The sequence below is a fragment of the Halomonas dongshanensis genome, from assembly GCF_024790395.1.
In the GTDB taxonomy this organism is placed as follows: domain Bacteria; phylum Pseudomonadota; class Gammaproteobacteria; order Pseudomonadales; family Halomonadaceae; genus Vreelandella; species Vreelandella dongshanensis.
In genome coordinates this window covers 423562-439986 of sequence record NZ_JAJISC010000003.1, presented here as the reverse complement: position 1 = coordinate 439986, position 16425 = coordinate 423562, and the positions used below count along the sequence as shown (strand labels likewise).

The 16425-nt window shown below is 61.3% G+C and carries 16 protein-coding genes; 3 read left to right on the top strand and 13 right to left on the bottom strand.

The genetic code is table 11. The features are described from left to right. Window position 1: 1 nt before the first annotated feature. The 10 genes from LLY24_RS08810 to LLY24_RS08765 all read right to left on the bottom strand — a co-directional run bounded on the left by LLY24_RS08810 (window position 2) and on the right by LLY24_RS08765 (window position 9935). Entirely contained in the window at window positions 2–352 is a 351-nt protein-coding gene (locus LLY24_RS08810) for an HP0495 family protein (RefSeq protein WP_427854550.1), read from the bottom strand. 243 nt (window positions 353–595) lie between these two features. Continuing rightward, window positions 596–1819: a D-alanyl-D-alanine carboxypeptidase family protein gene (locus LLY24_RS08805; protein WP_259035907.1), complete on the bottom strand. Its 1224-nt coding sequence runs from the start codon at window positions 1817–1819 to the stop codon at window positions 596–598. 51 nt (window positions 1820–1870) lie between these two features. Further along, window positions 1871–2851, bottom strand: a complete 981-nt coding sequence (locus LLY24_RS08800; protein WP_259035906.1) for a septal ring lytic transglycosylase RlpA family protein — start codon at window positions 2849–2851, stop codon at window positions 1871–1873. After that, window positions 2848–3855, bottom strand: coding sequence for a lytic murein transglycosylase B (gene mltB, locus LLY24_RS08795; protein WP_427854552.1), 1008 nt, complete (start codon window positions 3853–3855; stop codon window positions 2848–2850). Before mltB ends, LLY24_RS08800 begins: the two co-directional genes overlap by 4 nt. A gap of 47 nt (window positions 3856–3902) precedes the next feature. After that, window positions 3903–5063 carry a rod shape-determining protein RodA gene (gene rodA / locus LLY24_RS08790; protein WP_259035905.1) on the bottom strand — a complete coding sequence of 387 codons (1161 nt, stop codon included), beginning with the start codon at window positions 5061–5063 and terminating at the stop codon, window positions 3903–3905. 1 nt (window position 5064) lies between these two features. Further along, window positions 5065–6972: a penicillin-binding protein 2 gene (gene mrdA, locus LLY24_RS08785; protein ID WP_259035904.1), complete on the bottom strand. Its 1908-nt coding sequence runs from the start codon at window positions 6970–6972 to the stop codon at window positions 5065–5067. A 122-nt stretch (window positions 6973–7094) separates the two neighbouring features. Then, window positions 7095–7562 carry a 23S rRNA (pseudouridine(1915)-N(3))-methyltransferase RlmH gene (rlmH, locus tag LLY24_RS08780; protein ID WP_259035903.1) on the bottom strand — a complete coding sequence of 156 codons (468 nt, stop codon included), beginning with the start codon at window positions 7560–7562 and terminating at the stop codon, window positions 7095–7097. Continuing rightward, entirely contained in the window at window positions 7559–7921 is a 363-nt protein-coding gene (gene rsfS, locus LLY24_RS08775; RefSeq protein WP_259035902.1) for a ribosome silencing factor, read from the bottom strand. Before rsfS ends, rlmH begins: the two co-directional genes overlap by 4 nt. Window positions 7922–8004: 83 nt before the next feature. After that, a complete protein-coding gene (gene nadD / locus LLY24_RS08770; RefSeq protein WP_259035901.1) occupies window positions 8005–8658 on the bottom strand; it encodes a nicotinate-nucleotide adenylyltransferase in 654 nt (217 codons plus the stop codon). After that, on the bottom strand, window positions 8655–9935 hold the full coding sequence (locus LLY24_RS08765; RefSeq protein ID WP_259035973.1) for a glutamate-5-semialdehyde dehydrogenase: 1281 nt from the start codon (window positions 9933–9935) through the stop codon (window positions 8655–8657). Before LLY24_RS08765 ends, nadD begins: the two co-directional genes overlap by 4 nt. A gap of 136 nt (window positions 9936–10071) precedes the next feature. Between LLY24_RS08765 and LLY24_RS08760 the strand changes: the two genes are divergently transcribed. The 3 genes from LLY24_RS08760 (at window position 10072) to LLY24_RS08750 (ending at window position 13311) form a co-directional block, all read left to right on the top strand. After that, entirely contained in the window at window positions 10072–10932 is an 861-nt protein-coding gene (locus LLY24_RS08760; RefSeq protein ID WP_259035900.1) for a hypothetical protein, read from the top strand. Further along, window positions 10929–11861 (top strand): diguanylate cyclase domain-containing protein, encoded by a 933-nt coding sequence (locus LLY24_RS08755; RefSeq protein ID WP_259035899.1) that lies wholly within the window; start codon window positions 10929–10931, stop codon window positions 11859–11861. Before LLY24_RS08760 ends, LLY24_RS08755 begins: the two co-directional genes overlap by 4 nt. Before the next feature lie 82 nt (window positions 11862–11943). Then, entirely contained in the window at window positions 11944–13311 is a 1368-nt protein-coding gene (locus tag LLY24_RS08750) for a bifunctional DedA family/phosphatase PAP2 family protein (RefSeq protein WP_259035972.1), read from the top strand. A 12-nt stretch (window positions 13312–13323) separates the two neighbouring features. On the opposite strand, the gene LLY24_RS08745 is transcribed toward LLY24_RS08750, so the two are convergent. From LLY24_RS08745 to mpl, 3 genes are all read right to left on the bottom strand, one after another. Further along, on the bottom strand, window positions 13324–13947 hold the full coding sequence (locus tag LLY24_RS08745; RefSeq protein WP_259035898.1) for a LysE family translocator: 624 nt from the start codon (window positions 13945–13947) through the stop codon (window positions 13324–13326). Between the two features lie 66 nt (window positions 13948–14013). Beyond that, window positions 14014–14646, bottom strand: a complete 633-nt coding sequence (locus tag LLY24_RS08740) for a flavin prenyltransferase UbiX (RefSeq protein WP_259035897.1) — start codon at window positions 14644–14646, stop codon at window positions 14014–14016. Continuing rightward, on the bottom strand, window positions 14643–16019 hold the full coding sequence (gene mpl, locus LLY24_RS08735) for a UDP-N-acetylmuramate:L-alanyl-gamma-D-glutamyl-meso-diaminopimelate ligase (RefSeq protein ID WP_259035896.1): 1377 nt from the start codon (window positions 16017–16019) through the stop codon (window positions 14643–14645). Before mpl ends, LLY24_RS08740 begins: the two co-directional genes overlap by 4 nt. Window positions 16020–16425: the final 406 nt, after the last annotated feature.

The window sequence follows — 16425 nt, the reverse complement described above, 5'->3', positions numbered from 1 at the left end:
ATCACACCACCATGTGAACGCGACCGGTCGCTTTGAGATCGAGAAACAGCTGGTTGAGCTGCTGCTCGCCGGTCGCACGGATGGTAATACGCACCGACTGAAAGCGGCCATTGCGGCTATCGACAACCTCGAGCTTGGTGGCATCGAGATCGGGGGCATGGCGAATCACGACCTGACAGACGCTGGCAGCAAAATCTTCAGCAGCGTCGCCGACGACTTTGAGCGAGTAGTCGCAAGGAAAGGTGATCTTGGCGTTGACGCCTGCTTGGGTTACAGGGGCAGCCGGGCGACGCATATCGCGAAAGCCCTGCTGCGCGCCTTTGTGAAACCCCTTCTTGTTACCTTTGGACATGGTTGTCTTTGAACCTTGTTACTATGGAGCCTAGTTGCTTTGAAGCCTAGTTGCTTTAAAACCTAGTTACCGTCGAACATGACGACTGATGGGAAGTAGCCCTTCTTTGAACATAGCGGCATTGGCAAATGGAGGTGAAGCGCAATGAGCCAGTGCCGCGAAACGCAATGGCTCAGGACAGCGCCTGAGCCATTGCGAATATGGTGCCCAAAGTGTGCAAAAGCAACCCGGGTCAGCACCCGATCAGTCGGTGAAGTTGCTGATCAGGTTACTGAAGAAGCGGCGCACCTGGTCGAACAGGCGCTTGAAGAGCCCCCCCTCCTCGACTGCCTCCAGGGCGACCAGCTGACGCTCACCCACTACCTCATCGCCCAGATAGACTTCGAGAGTGCCTACCTGATCGCCTACGGCGATCGGCGCCTGCAGATCTGACTGCAGGTTGAGGCGCGCGCGCAGCTCGTCGTTACGGTTACGCGGTAGGGTCATGTAGACCTCATCATCGACGCCGATACGCACCTGATTGCTCTCACCGGCCCATACGCGAGGCGTGGCCAGAACGGCACCGCGCTCATAGAGCTTCATGGTTTCGAAGAAACGGAAACCGTAGCTCAGAAGCTTTTGCGTTTCCTGCGCACGCGCCTCTTCGGAGTTGGTGCCCATGACGACCGAAATTAGGCGCATATCGTCGCGAATGGCCGAGCCGACGAGGTTGTAGCCCGCCTCGGTCGTCCACCCCGTTTTCAGACCATCGGCGCTCGGGTCACGCCAGAGCAGACGGTTGCGGTTGGGCTGATCGATACCGCCATAGGAAAAACTACGCTCAGAGTAGATCGAGTAGTGCTCGGGGTAGTCGTTGATGATGTGCTGAGCCAGCAGCGCCATGTCATGGGCGCTGGAGTAGTGATGCTCACCCGGCAGGCCCGTGGCATTTTCGAAATGGGTATTGTTGAGACCCAATCGTGCGGCGTGCTGGTTCATTAGATCGGCAAAGGGGCCTTCGCCGCCAGCCAAGTGTTCCGCCATGGCTACGCTTGCATCGTTACCCGATACGATAACGATACCGTGCAGAAGGTTTTCTACCGAGACGCGATCGCCCACTTCGATGAACATTTTCGAGCCGCCCATACGCCAAGCATTCTCACTGATATTGACCATATCGGTGAGACTGATGGTGCCACGGTTGAGCTCGCGCTCGACCAAATAGGCGGTCATCAACTTGGTCAAGCTAGCAGGCGGTACGCGCTCGTCGGCGTTGTGCTGAGCCAGAATGCGTCCACTGTTGGCGTCCATTAAAATCCACGAGTGCGCAGCGATCTGCGGCGGCGCGGGAATGATCGTCTGTGGCTGGGGCGCCTGAGGCTGCGGAACCGCTGGTTGTGCGATAGTGGTGGCTGGTATCACGACCACAACGGCAGCCACGGCCAAATAACGCTTGGCGGAGGCAAACAGGGACATTACGGCATTCATTAAGGGCATCTCACTAACGTAAAAAAACAGACACAAAACTTGGGGCGAACATTATCGCACAACAAAGACCTGCGGGAAGCCCGCTTGACGCAATGCGTTACGCGCCGGAGTCTCCTGAGCGGCACTCAGCGGCCCCACCTGAACGCGATAGACGCCACCGCTACTCTCCACTCGTACATCGTGGGGCAGCTCACTCTGCAGGCGCGTACGCAGTTGCTGGGCGCTCTCAGGATTTCCAACCGCTGCCACCTGGAGAAACATCGTGCCCGCCGTAGGTGGGGACGCAGGCGCATTGGCTGGCGTGGTGGCAGACGCAGCAGCGGAGGGCGACGGTGGCGCCGATGTTTGTACAGGCTGCGCCGCTGGCGTGGCAGGCGCAATGCTGCGGTCACCCGCCACCCAGCGCTCGGGGTCGATGGCCTCGACCTTGACCCTACCGGTACCGTTGTCGAGGATGCCCAGGCGCGCTGCGGCAGCGTAAGAGAGATCGATCTCGCGGTCACTGTGAAATGGGCCACGGTCATTGACGCGAACGATCACCGAACGACCATTGGAAAGGCTGGTCACCCGCGCAAACGTCGGCAGCGGCAACGAGCGGTGCGCCGCCGACATTTTGTACATATCGTAGATTTCGCCGTTAGACGTGGCGTAACCGTGGAATTTTTCACCGTACCAGGAGGCCGTTCCTTGGCGTGTATAGCCGCGCGCATCGGGCAGTACGTGGTAGGTCTCGCCCCATACCTCGTAAGTGGAGCGATTGCCTGCCGAGGAGCGCGGCTCGATACGCGGCTCGGCATCAGGCACCTGGGTGACGTCGGGCGGCTCGACGGGATAGGCATCGCCGCTCATGGCGTAGCGACCGCCCGCCGTTTGGCGATCGTTCGCGGCCGAACTGGATGAACTCGGCGTACTGGCGGAAGGAAAATCCGTATCGTCGGAGGCTACACGCTGGGTTTGCTGCTGGCCCGCACAGCCGCTGATGAGAACCGCCAGGGCGACGGCAAGCCCCGTTCGTTGCTTGATGACGCTCATGACGCCTCCTCGACACGTTGGTGGATCGCCTCGGCCAGCTCGGTGACGGCCATGCCATAGAGGTGGCTATGGTTGTAGCGGGTGATGACATAGAAGTTGAATTCGCCCAGACGGTAGCGGCGCGTATCATCGCTCATCTCAAGTGCCAGGGGCACTACGGCTAGCTCAGGGGCAAGCGTATCGTGCGAGACCACGCCTGCGTTGGCCGCCTGATCAGCGGTAGTGGTTGGCCGCGACGTCTGATTGAAGGCAAGCGCGTCGGGAAGCGTTTCGGGGCCATCGGCTTCATGATAGATCGCCTCACCGCGCTGCCAGCCGTGTTCGGCAAAGTAGTTGGCTACGCTACCGATCGCGTCAACGGGGTTCTCCCAAAGATCGCGCAGGCCGTCGCCGTCGAAATCTACGGCATAGGCTTGGTAGCTGGTGGGAATGAACTGCGGGTAGCCCATGGCCCCGGCGTAAGAGCCGTAGACCGAGTCTGGATCGACGTGCTGCTCGTGGGTGATGGCAAGAAAGGCCGCCAGTTCGCCGCGAAAGAAGCGCCCACGCTGGGGGTGGTGAAAGGCCAGCGTCGCCAGCGAGTCGAGCACACGATGGTTACCTTTGAAGCGCCCATAATAGGTTTCCACCCCAATAATCGCGGCGATCACCTCGGCGGGCACACCGTAGGTCTCTTCGGCGCGCTGCATGGCGTCTTTATGCGCATCGATGAACGCGGCCCCTTGCTCGATGCGCTCGTCGGTAAGAAAGATGTCGCGGTACTCGAACCAGCGCAGACGGCGCTCAGCGGCACCGGCCATGGCATCCAGTACGCCCTGTTCGAAAGTAGCCTGGGACATGGCATCTTCGAGCCAATCGCGCGGCAGCCCCTCGTCACTCAGCTCGCTGACTAACGCCTCTACGTCGGCATTCTGCGCTGGCGAAAAATGCGCCTCCTGTGCCCAGCCCGCGCTACACCACCCTGCCAGCGCAAGGCTACCGACCACTTTTCCCGCTACCCCGATTTTCACATCGCCACTCCTGTGTAGGGCCTGTTCGTTACCACCGCGACTCAGCGCGGCAGCAGTCGTCTGTGTGCATGCAGCGACATCAAGATGCCAAATCCTGCCATCAAGGTCACGCTCGACGTGCCCCCGTAGCTCACGAGCGGTAGCGGCACGCCTACCACCGGCAAAATGCCGCTGACCATGCCCACGTTCACGAACACGTAGATAAAGAAAGTAAGAATGATACAGCCTGCCACCAAACGGCTAAACGTCTCCTGAGCGCTGGTGGCAAGCCACAGCCCTCGGCCAACGATGACGATGTAGAGCGTCAAGAGCGCCAGCATCCCGACCAGCCCAAACTCTTCACCAAGTACGGCGATGATGAAGTCGGTATGCCGCTCGGGCAAGAATTCGAGCTGCGACTGAGTGCCTTCAAGCCAGCCCTTCCCCCAGAGACCACCGCTGCCAATCGCGGTAGTAGACTGAATGATGTTCCACCCAGACCCCAGCGGGTCGCTTTCCGGATTCAAAAAGGTAAGTACACGCTGGCGCTGGTAGTTGTGCATGTTCATCCACAAAAGCGGCAACGCCGCCCCTGCCAGCACTGCCAGCGAGCCAATCAACCGCCAGGAAAGACCGGCCAAGAGCACGACGATAGCAGCGGCGCTGGCGACGAGAAGCGATGTGCCCAAATCGGGCTGAATGGCAATCAGCACCACCGGCGCCCCAATGATCGCCCCGCACACGGCGATGTCGCGGAGCCTTGGCGGCAGCTGGCAGCGATTGAGATAGGCCGCCACCATGATCGGCGTTGCCAGCTTCATCATCTCCGAGGGCTGAAAGCGAATGACACCAGGAATTTCGAGCCAGCGCTTGGCCCCCATGCCGATGTCACCGGCGATCTCCACGGCCAATAGCATCGCCATACCCAAGCCATAGGCAAGCGGTGCCCAGCGCAGAAAGGTAGAGGGTGACAGCTGAGCAACGAAGAGCATGACCCCAAGCGCCAGGCCAAAGCGCATGCCCTGGGCAATGACACTTTCGATACGCTGGCCCGAGGCGCTATAGAGAACGAAGAGCCCAGCCACCATGAGCAGCATCAAAAGCCCGACAAGCCATGGGTCGATATGGATGCGCTCCCAGATGCTCTTACGCCGTTTGATACCGCTTTGCGGCGGGCGCACGGGATGCCCCCGCAGCGCGCGCATTAGCTTGTCCAGCGCCATCTTAGTTGCCCTCCACGCGGCCGTTGTCATGTTCGAGGGTTTCGCGTATTTCCTCGGCCTCGGGCGCCTCGTCTTCGAGCAGCCAAGCATCGGTCATGGCGCGCGCTAAGTGTGCCGCATGAGTACTGCCGCCGCCTGCGTTCTCGACGATCACGGATACCGCGATCTGTGGGTCTTCGATGGGTGCAAAGCCGATGAAGAGTGCATGATCGCGTAGCCGCTCAGCGAGCTCATCGGCGTTGTAGCGCTGATCCTGACCGAGCGAAAAGACCTGCGCCGTACCCGACTTTCCGCCCATACGATATTCAAGGCCGACACCGGTACGCCGTGCGGTACCTTCATTACCGGTGAGCACTTTCTCCATCCCGTTGTAGACGCGATCCCACCAGGCATCGTTTTCCAGCTCGATGTCGGGTAGCGTGCCCGGTAGATCTCGCGGCACGGGCTCATCGCCGATGCGCAGCGCCAGACGCGGGCGCACCCAGTGGCCGCGATTGGCAAGCGTGGCGGTGGCGGCCGCCAGCTGCAGCGGGGTCACCTGCCAATAGCCTTGACCGATACCCGCCGACAGCGTTTCGCCGGGGTACCACGGCTGGTTGTAGCGCGCCCGTTTCCACTCTCGTGACGGTAAAAGGCCGCTACTCTCGCCCTGAATGTCGTACCCCACCCGCTGGCCGAAGCCAAAACCACTCATCTGCTCATGAATCCGGTCGATGCCCATCTCGTGGGCCAGCGAGTAGTAATAAGTGTTGTTCGACACCGCTAGAGAGCGTTCGAGATCGACACGCCCATGACCCCAGCGCAGCCAGTTACGGTAGCGGCGGGTATCATTGGGCAACTGATAATAGCCGGGGTCGTTGATGACGCGATCCGGTGTAATGACGCCTTCGACCAGCCCACCCAAGGCCAAAAAGGGCTTAATGGTCGAACCGGCGGGATAGTGACCGCGAATGGCGCGGTTGAACAGCGGCAAGTCGTGATCTTCTTGCAGCGCACGGTAGGAAGCAAAGTCGATGCCGGTGACGAACTGATTGCTGTCGAACCCCGGTGTCGAGACCATGGCAAGAATCTCACCCGTGGCGGGGGCGATGGCGACGATGGAACCGCGCCGCCCTTCCAAGAGATCGTAGGCGAGCCGCTGAAGGTTTTCATCAAGGGTCAGGGTCAAATTCTCACCCGGCACCGGGTCGACGCGCCCTAGCTCGCGCAGCACGCGCCCGCGCGCGTTGGTCTCGACCTTACGCAGGCCCGCCTGCCCATGCAGCTCGTCTTCGTAGAAGCGTTCGATACCAGTCTTGCCGATGAAGTGGGTACCAGCGTAGCGGCCAGGGTCGAGTTCGGCCAACTCTTCGGCATTGATACGCCCAACGTATCCCAAGGCATGGGCCATCACCTCGGCGTCGGGGTAGTAACGCAATAGCTGCGCTTCGACCTCGACACCCGGCAGGCGGTAGCGGTTGACGGCGATATTAGCAATCTGCTCTTCGTTGAGATCGCTCATCAGCAGAGCAGGCTGAAACGGCCGCTGGCGCTGACGCGAGCGCTGCTGAAACGCCTCGACCTCTTCGTCGGGCACGTCGAGCAACTCAACCAGCAGGTTCAATGTTTCATCGAGGTCATCGACGCGCTCGCGCACCAGAGTGAGATTGTAGGTGGGGCGATTTTCCGCCAGCAGCGTCCCATTGCGGTCATAAATCAGCCCGCGGTTGGGCGGCAGCGGTTCGATACGCACGCGGTTTTTTTCCGACCGTGTGGTATAGATCTCGTGCTGGGTAACCTGAAGATAGAACAGCCGCCCCATCAGCAGGCTGGTGAGCACGATGACCACCAGCGCCGCCAACAGCGCCCGAATGCGAAAAATGCGTAGTTCCTGCTCGGGATTTTTCAGCGTACCTGGGCGCTTGGGCATAACAGCAAAAAACTCTCAGCAAAACTCTCGAATCTAACAACGGGCCAGGCCCATGCACATCGGTACTGCGTATCGCTATATGGCGTGTTGCTATCGGCCTCGTCGGGATACAACGAATCCGGTCAGCGGTGGTACGGGTGCCCTACCAGCAGCGTCCAAGCGCGATAGAGCTGCTCGGCGAGCAGGATACGCACCAGCGGATGCGGCAGCGTCAGCGCCGAGAGCGACCATTTGCGATCGGCCATGGCCGAAAGCTCGGGCGCTAAACCATCGGGGCCACCGACCAACAACACGACATCGCGCCCCAGCATGCGCCACTCACCGGCTTCGAAGGCGAGCTGTTCGGTGGTCCACGCTTTGCCCTTGACCTCAAGGGCAACGATGAACTCGTCGCCACGCAGCCGGTCACGAATACGCTGCGCTTCCTGGGCTCGCGCCTTGGCCACGTCGGCATTTTTGCCTCGCTGCCCGAGCGCGATCTCCTCGATCTCGAGGCTAAAATCACGCGGCAATCGCTTGCGGTAGGTCTCAACACCCTCCTCGACCCAGGCGGGCATTTTGGTGCCTACCGCCAGCAGGCGGATTTTCATGAAAGCTCGGTCCGCTCGAGCGTCTCGGCATCGCTGGGCAGATCGGCCCATAGGCGTTCGAGGTCGTAAAGCGCACGCGCCTCGGGCAGCATGACATGGACCAGTACGTCGCCCAGATCGACCAGCACCCAGTCGGCATTGTCACCGCCCTCAACGCCATGGGGGCGATAGCCCTCCTGCTTGGCACGCTCGACCAGGTTCTGCGCCAAAGCGCTGACGTGGCGCGTCGAAGTGCCGCTGGCGATGATCATGAGATCGGTCACGTCGGTCAGCTTGGCAACGTCGAGTTGAGTGACGTCACGCGCTTTGAGCTCATCCAGGGCATCGAGTGCTAACTGCTTCAAGGTATCGATTTGCATATCTTTCGAAGGTATCCCCGCTATTCAAGCGTCGTAAAAGGCGGCCATTGTAACGGCTTCTTGGATGACTACCAGCGCAATCGTCACCGGCGGTAAAGCTTTTGCGCCACAATGGCGCGCTCGACGGCGTCGGGCAGCAAATAGCGTACGCTGCGCCCATCGGCCAAGCGCTCGCGCAGTTCGGTCGCCGACACATCGATACGCGACGGCAGCGAGAGCACCAAAATACCGCCACTGGGAGATGCCATCAGCGCAGCCACGTCATCGACCTCACGATGGCCGAGCAGTTCCCGAAGCGCGTCACTCCAGGGCGTGTCGTAACCCGGCCGCGCCATGACCACTACGTGGGCCAGCTCGAACAGCGCTTCGAGACGCTCCCACTGAGCAAAGCGCGAAAACGCATCGACACCCACGGCCATCACCAGCCGCGCGCTCGGGCCATACTCAGCGCGTAGCTCGCTCAAGGTATCGACGCTATAGGAGGGGCCTACGCGGTCGAGCTCGCGAGCATCGACCTTGAGCCCCGGTGTATCGCCCACCCCAGCCTCGAGCAGCGCCAAGCGCTGGCTGGCGTCCACCTGTGGCACGCCGCGCAGAGGTGGGCTCGGTGCGGGAATCATGTGTACGCAGTCGAGCATCAGGGCTTCGCGCAGCTCGACGGCGCTGCGCAAGTGCCCTAGGTGCACCGGGTCGAAGGTGCCGCCGAACATGCCAATGCGCGCAACAGCTTGAGTCATTGACGCACCTGGCCGTCACCGAAAACCACGTACTTTTGCGTCGTGAGTCCTTCTAGACCAACTGGCCCCCGGGCGTGAAGCTTATCGGTAGAGATACCGATTTCTGCCCCCAAGCCATACTCGAAGCCATCGGCAAAGCGCGTCGAGGCGTTGACCATCACCGAGCTCGAATCGACCTCGGCCATGAAACGGCGCGCCAGGGCGTAATCTTGCGTAACGATGGCATCGGTATGGTGCGAGCCATAGCGCTCGATATGCGCCATTGCTTCATCAATGCCGTCGACCACGCGAATGGCGAGCACCGGGGCGAGGTACTCGGCCTGCCAGTCCTCTTCGCTGGCAGCAAGCGCCTGGGGCAGCAGCGCACGGGTGCGCTCGCAGCCACGCAGCTCAACCTGGTGCTCGGCGTAGGCCCGGGCAAGCTCGGGGAGCAGCAAATCGGCCACCGGCGCATCGATCAACAGCGTCTCCATGGTGTTGCAGGTGCCGTAGCGGTGAGTCTTGGCGTTGACCGCGATAGCAAGCGCCTTGGCCGGGTCGGCGGTAGTATCGATATAGACGTGACAGACGCCGTCGAGGTGCTTGATCACCGGCACCCGCGCTTCGCGTGAAATACGCGCGATCAGCGACTTGCCGCCGCGCGGGATGATTACATCGATGTACTCGGGCATGCGAATCATCTCGCCTACGGCGGCGCGATCGGTGGTGGCGATGACCTGAACGCAGCCTGACGAAAGCCCTGCATCGGCCAAGCCCTGCTGTATACACGCGCTGAGAGCAGCGTTGGCTTCGCTGGCTTCCGAGCCGCCGCGCAGCACGCAGGCGTTGCCCGATTTGAGACACAGGCTTGCCGCCTCGATGGTGACGTTGGGACGCGACTCGTAAATGATGCCGATCACGCCGAGCGGCACACGCATCTTGCCCACCTGAATACCGCTCGGGCGGTAGCGCAGATCGCTCACCTCGCCTACCGGATCGGGCAGCGCCGCCACCTGTTTGAGCCCTTCGAGCATGGCGTCGATGCGCCCATCATCAAGCGCCAGACGGTCCAAGAGCGCGGCGTCGAGGCCGCTTACGCGGCCCTTTTCCAGGTCGCGCTGGTTGGCCGCAAGAATGCTCTCCCGGGCGCCATTCAGGCGCGCTGCAATAGCGTTTAGCGCCCGGTTTTTGACCTCGGTGCTGGCACTGCGCAGTTGGCTCGCCGCTTTGCGCGCCGCCTTACCCACCGCTTCGAGATAGGCGGGCACGTCATCGACAAGCTCGGGGGATGGCGCCATAGTGGAAAGGGACTGAGCGGAGGGGGAGTCGGAAACAGTCATGGCATCTCCAGAGCAGCAATGTCGAGCAAAAAAGCGAATAGAAAGCGAACGGCGGTATACTGCGTTTGCGTAAGGCCATCCATAGTAAGCCACCATGCCAAGCAAGTACAAAATCAGACTTCTACGCGCCAACTTACTCGCCGCCGCCATCGCGCTGGCGCTGTTGACGCCTGCTTCGCCGCCGGGCGCCATCGTGCTGCTTTGGCTTTCCGTGGGTTGGCTGTTCGTCTCGGCGGTGCTGCTCGATTTCAGCCACCGCCGCTCACGCGGCTTCTCCTGGCAGATTCTACCGGGTGCCTTACTGCTGGGCCTGATCGTATCGGCGCCCGAGCGCCACGGGCTGCTCATCTGGGCCTGGGCGGCGCTGTTTACTCTGCCGCAAACGCGCTGGGTAACGCTTTTCAACGTCGTTGCGGCTCTGGTGAGTCTAATCAGCATCACGCCGCAGCTGACCGGCCCGGCGTGGGTATTGCTTCTGCTTTGCCTAGTGGCGCTGTCGCTCTTTGCACTTTCGCGGGCGCGCCAGCTGTTCGATCTCAACAGTGCGATTCGTCAGCGTCTGCGCCTGATGCCGGGGCTCAACCTCTGGGCGGGCGAGCAGCTTTTACGCGACCTACAGCGCGAACAGATTCGCTGCGCCCGCGAAGGCATCTACGGCGAACTGCTCGTCCTTCGAGTCAAGCGCCACCGTCTTTGGGCTGCCGCCCAGCAACTGTGCGCCCAGGCATACGATTTCGAGAACGTCTACCGCCTGGACGCCACGACGCTGGCTATCATGGTGCTGGCACGCACCGCTGACGACGCGTCGATACGCCGTCGCTGCCTGCTCGGCACCTTTACCGAGCCGCCTAGCCACCAGGTACTTCCGCTCAACGATCTGATGGTCGGCGCCCTGGCGCTCGAGGACCTGACGCATGGCCTCACAAGCGAACGGCTGAGCGAGGAGACGGCATGAATACGCTGCACCTGTCGCGTCAGATCAAATCTGCGGCCTTCGCGTTCAGTAGCCTTCTGATGATCGGTCACGCCTTTTGGCTCTACGCCATGGGCGACTACCGCGCCATGCTCGCGCCGACCTTTACATCGCTGTTACTGCTCTCGGCGCTGCTAATGCATCTGGCACAAAACACCATCATGCCGCTGCCACGCATGACCCTGGTGGCAAGCCTTTACCTCACGACGTTCGTAGCGTTTTACCATAACCCCATGCTGTCGATGCTGTGGCTCGGATTACCAGCCACGGCGGCGCTGATTTTGCTGCCGCTTTGGGGCGCGCTGCTGCTCAACGCCCTGCTGCTGGCCACCCTCGCGTTCGTGGTGGGTAACTTTCTCGTCTCCGCGGAGCTTGTGTTGAGCTTTCTTGCTCTGAACCTTCTTTTGGCACTACCGCGCTGGGAGCACACCCGGCGTCAGGCGCTGCTACGCGCCACCGATCCCCACGATGGTGACTGCAACGCCTACCACATCGATACCCTGCGCGAGCGTCTGCATAGCGAATACCAGCGTGCGGCGCTGCTCAATCAGCGTCTGGCCGTCTTGGTCATGCACCTGCCCCAACTCGACATGGCCGAAGAGCAGTTCGGCTACCGGGCCAAGCAGGCACTGCTCGGCGCGCTGTGCAGTGAGGTCAACACCCATAGTCGCGATCACGACATTCTCGGGCGTGCGGGCGACGCCACCTTTTGGTTGGTACTACCGGACACCAGCGAAAGCGGTGCACTACTGGTCAGGGAGCGGCTGCAGCGCGTACTATCGCGGCGCGTCTTGGTCGAGACAGGGCAGCTTGAAACACGCATGGCGGTTTGCCTGCCCTATGCCCGCGAAAGCTTCGAGCGTTATCTCAAGCGCCTTGAAGGCCGCGCTCAGGCATTGGCAAGCGCCTAAACAGAAGCTGTATCAGCCAACGTAAACCAGCAACGACAACAGGGAGTGTGACGTGGGAGCGTGGATCGATACGTTTCATCAGATGTCGCTTTCGGCACCGGTATTGGTGCTACTCGTGCTACTCATAGCGCTAGCGGAATCGCTGGCGCTGGTAGGCTTGTTGGTACCCGGCGTGGTACTGATCACCGCCGTCGCATCGCTAGCGGGGCATCAGGACATTGCGCTTTTGTGGCTTTTGGGAGCGGCGTTCGTGGGCGCGATCATCGGCGATGGCGTAAGTTTTCAGCTCGGCTATCGCTATCGTGAACAAGTGACTACGCGCTGGCCGCTGTCGAAGCACCCCGAGTGGCTGGCGCAAGGCATACGCTTTTTCGAGCGCTACGGCGCCTACTCGGTGTTCATTGGCCGCTTCGTTGGGCCAGTGCGCCCGATCATTCCGCTGGTGGCGGGGATGATGCGCATGCCACGGCAGCACTTTCTCTGGGCCAACGTGATTTCGGCGCTGCTTTGGGCCCCCGCCTACGTTTTGCCAGGCTACCTGTTGGGTCACACCTGGCAGCAGCATCTCGATATTCCGCCCAATATCGAAAACGCCCTGCTGTTCATTGGCGCTGCCATCGTCGTTCTAGCGCTTTTGTTCTCCTGGGCCAGGCACCAGGTAGGCCGACACGGCCGGCTCTATCGACTGCTTGCCGGTGTCGTGCGACGCTTTCCCTTTTTGCGCCGCTCCTGGCTCACGCTGAGCCAATCTGGCGAAGTGCCGCTCGCCTCGCTGCTGTTATTGGTGATTTCGCTGGCAGCGCTATCGGGTTGGACGCTCTATGTCATCAACCATCCTGGGCCGCTCGATATCGACCTTCAAGCCCAGCGACTCTTTGCCTGGATCGATAGCGCACAGATCGATGCCGCCGCCGACTTGATGGCCAAGATAGGCGACAAGCTCGGCATCACTGCGCTATTTCTGCCCTGGGGCGTGTGGATGCTGTGGCGACGCCAACTGCGCCTGCTAGTCCACTGGGCAAGCGCGCTGCTCGGTATTGCCCTACTCAATACCTGGGGTAAGGCCGCCTTTGGCCGCCCCCGCCCGGACACACCGGACTACCTAACCGGATCGCTCTCTTACCCCAGCGCTCACACCTCGACCTCGGTAGTGCTATTCGGGCTGGCGGCGGCCTTTGCGGCCTCGGTGCTACCGCGAGAACGGCGTGGATGGATCTACTGGGCCGCCTTGGCAGTAGTCTTTCCCATGGCGCTCTCACGCTTGGTGATCGGCGTACACTGGCTGAGCGATCTCATCGGGGGCGCTCTGCTGGGGCTCGTGGTCTGCGCTTTGGTACGCCTCAACTGGCAGCGTCAAAGTCGTAGCATTGCGCCTTGCCCGTGGCGTCTTCTGACGCTTGCGTCTTTGGTACTGCTCAGCGCGCGGATCGTGTGGCTGCCTTACGTGTGAGCGCTTGGCGCTTTACCCAAGCGCCAGCCACAAGCCAACGCCCATCATCAACGTGCCCGCCACGCGATTGAGCAAGCGAACGTTACCGCTCTTGCCCAGCGCTTGGCGCAGCGTCTTACCGCCGGTGGCGTAAACCAGCAGGCTCAACAGCTCGATGGAGAGAATCACCGCGATCAACACGGCGAGCTGGGCGGGTAACGCCCGCGTGCCGTCGAGAAATGGCGGCAGCAGCACCATGAAAAAGGCCCAGCCTTTAGGATTGGCAATGGCGGTGACGAAGCCCTGCATCGCCAGCTGCAAACGCCCGGCGGGCGGGCCCATGTCGAGTTCGCTGGGAATCGCCATACGCCCACGCGAGCGCCACATCATCACCCCGAGATAGATCAAGTAGGCCCCACCCACCCACTTGAACAGCGCAAAGACCGCCGGATAGCGCAGCATCAGCGCCGCCACCCCCGCGCCAGCCGAAGCGGCCACCAAGGCCACTCCCATGAGTTCCCCCACCATCATCCATAGCGTACGTTTGATGCCCTGAGTCATGCCCAGCACCATGGCGAGCGTCATACACATTCCCGGGGTCAGCGAGACGAACAGGAAGGTGGGAACAAAGACCGAAAGCGTGGCCCAGGAGATCATGCGCGAACGTCCTTAAAAACAGGGAAGAAAATACCAACGTGAGCAGCGAAAGCCGCAACCGGAAAGCTACTCGCCCCAGCGCGGCATCAAGCTGTGTTCGATGTTGAGCTGGTTGAGAATGCGCGCGACGATGAAGTCGATAAGATCGTCGATGCGCTCCGGGCGATGATAGAACCCGGGTGCTGCGGGCAGCATCACCGCGCCCAAGCGCGTGAGTGACAACATGTGCTCTAGATGAATGGCCGAGAGCGGCGCTTCACGCGGAACCATTACCAAGGTGCGCCGCTCTTTCAGCGCCACGTCGGCAGCGCGCTCAATCAGGTTATTACTGGCGCCAGTCGCCACCGCTGAAAGCGTACCGGTCGAGCAGGGACAGATGACCATCGCCGAAGGCGCGCCAGAGCCCGACGCCACCGGCGCCATCCACTCCTCGCGCCCAAAGCAGCGAATCTGCCCCGGCTGCGCGCGGCACAGTGCGCCGAGCGCTTCGGCCAGACGCGCGGGCTGGGCAGGAAGGTTCACGTCGGTTTCGGTGGCGATCACCATATGCGCGGCTTTGGAGATCATCACCCAGACCTCATGCTTGGCGGCCACCAACACCTCGATCAGGCGCAACCCATACTGCGCGCCGGAAGCGCCGGTGAGCGCGACCGTCACCGGCGGCTTGAAAGTCTCAGGCTGTGTGCTCTGTTCGCTCATCCTTGCCTCTCGGCCAGCGCCGCTAGCAGGCGTTCGTGAATACCGCCGAAGCCGCCGTTAGACATCACGACGATACGATCGCCAGAAAAGGCCTGGGCCACGACTGCCGCGACCAGGGTATCGATGTCATCGAATAGCTGACGATGGCGCCCTGCATCGACCAGCGAGGACATCGACCAGTCGAGCCCCGGCGGCTGGTACCAGAAGACGCTATCGGCCTGGGCCACGCTTTCGCTCAAGCGCTCTCGCAGCGCACCTAAGCGCATGGTATTGGAGCGCGGCTCGATCACTGCGAGCAAGCGTCCATTGGGCGTTGCCGAACGCAAGCCACCGAGCGTTGCCGCAATGGCGGTGGGGTGGTGGGCAAAATCGTCGATGACCTGAACGCCACCGATTTCACCGCGCACCTCTTGGCGGCGCTTGGGCGTCTGAAAGTGCTCAAGCGCCGCGCAAGCGGGCGCCAACTCGACCCCGCAAGCGTGGGCAGCGGCCAGAGCGGCCAACGCATTGCGCGCATTGTGTTCACCGGTAAGCGTCCAAGTCACCTGCACCTCTTCGCTACCCGACGCCTTTGTGTGACGCACGCTGAAACGCTGCGCATCGCTGCGCTCGAGGCGAAGCTGCCACTCGCTGGTCGCGTCACTGCCAAAGTGCTCGACCGGGGTCCATACGCCCTGCGCAAGCACACGTTCAAGCGCAGGCTGGCCATCGGCAACGAAGAGGCGGCCGTTACCCGGCACCGTGCGTACCAGGTGATGAAACTGGCGCTCGATGGCGGCAAGGTCGGGAAAGATATCGGCGTGGTCGAACTCGAGATTGCTGAGCACCGCCACCGAAGGTCGGTAATGAACGAACTTCGAGCGCTTGTCGAAAAAGGCGGTATCGTATTCATCGGCCTCGACGACAAAGGGCGCGTCTGCTCCTCCAAGACGCGCCGAGACGCCGAAATTGCGCGGCACACCGCCAATCAAGAAACCGGGTTCAAGACCCGCCGATTCGAGCAGCCAAGCCAGCAGACTCGCCGTCGTGGTCTTGCCGTGGGTGCCTGCAACGGCGACGACGCGCCGCCCCGGCAGCACGAAACGCGCCAGCCATTCGGCGCCTGACGTATAGGCAAGCCCCTGATTTAGCAGCGCCTCGACCTCGGGGTTACCCCGCGAAAGCGCGTTACCCACCACGACCAGATCCGGGCGTGGCGTGAGATTCTCGGCGCGATAACCTTCGCTCAGTGCGATCCCGGCCGCTTCAAGCTGGGTGCTCATCGGCGGGTAGACATTGGCATCGGAGCCACTGACCTCGTAACCCAACTCACGCGCCAGCAGCGCAAGGCTTCCCATGAAGGTGCCGCAGATACCGATGATGTGTAGGTGCATGGCGACGGCGCCTCCTTTCTCGCCGAGCTTTAATGCCTCGTATGATGCCACCTTTGCCTCTGCCACGCAGCTAACCCACGAGCCCAGCGAAAGAAAATCCTGCACCTAGAGCGCCCAAGCTTCCTGGCATCGAGGCTCGATCATTCAGCATATGAATAGAGCCTGTCATTATTTCGATTGTAGCGGGACGGTCTCTCTCACTACTGTAGAGGCCATGGCGACTATGCCGACCGTGTCGGCCGAATCACGTGCCCTCTCATGAGGTTCGGCTACAACCAGCAGTGCGTATAAATCAGATCTTCACTACAACATCTGCGCTTGCGTCTTATCTGTGCCATGAGTTTTCGAATAATGGAACGGCCTGATAAGGCATGCACCGACTGATTCCTAATAACGCTTAAGAGAC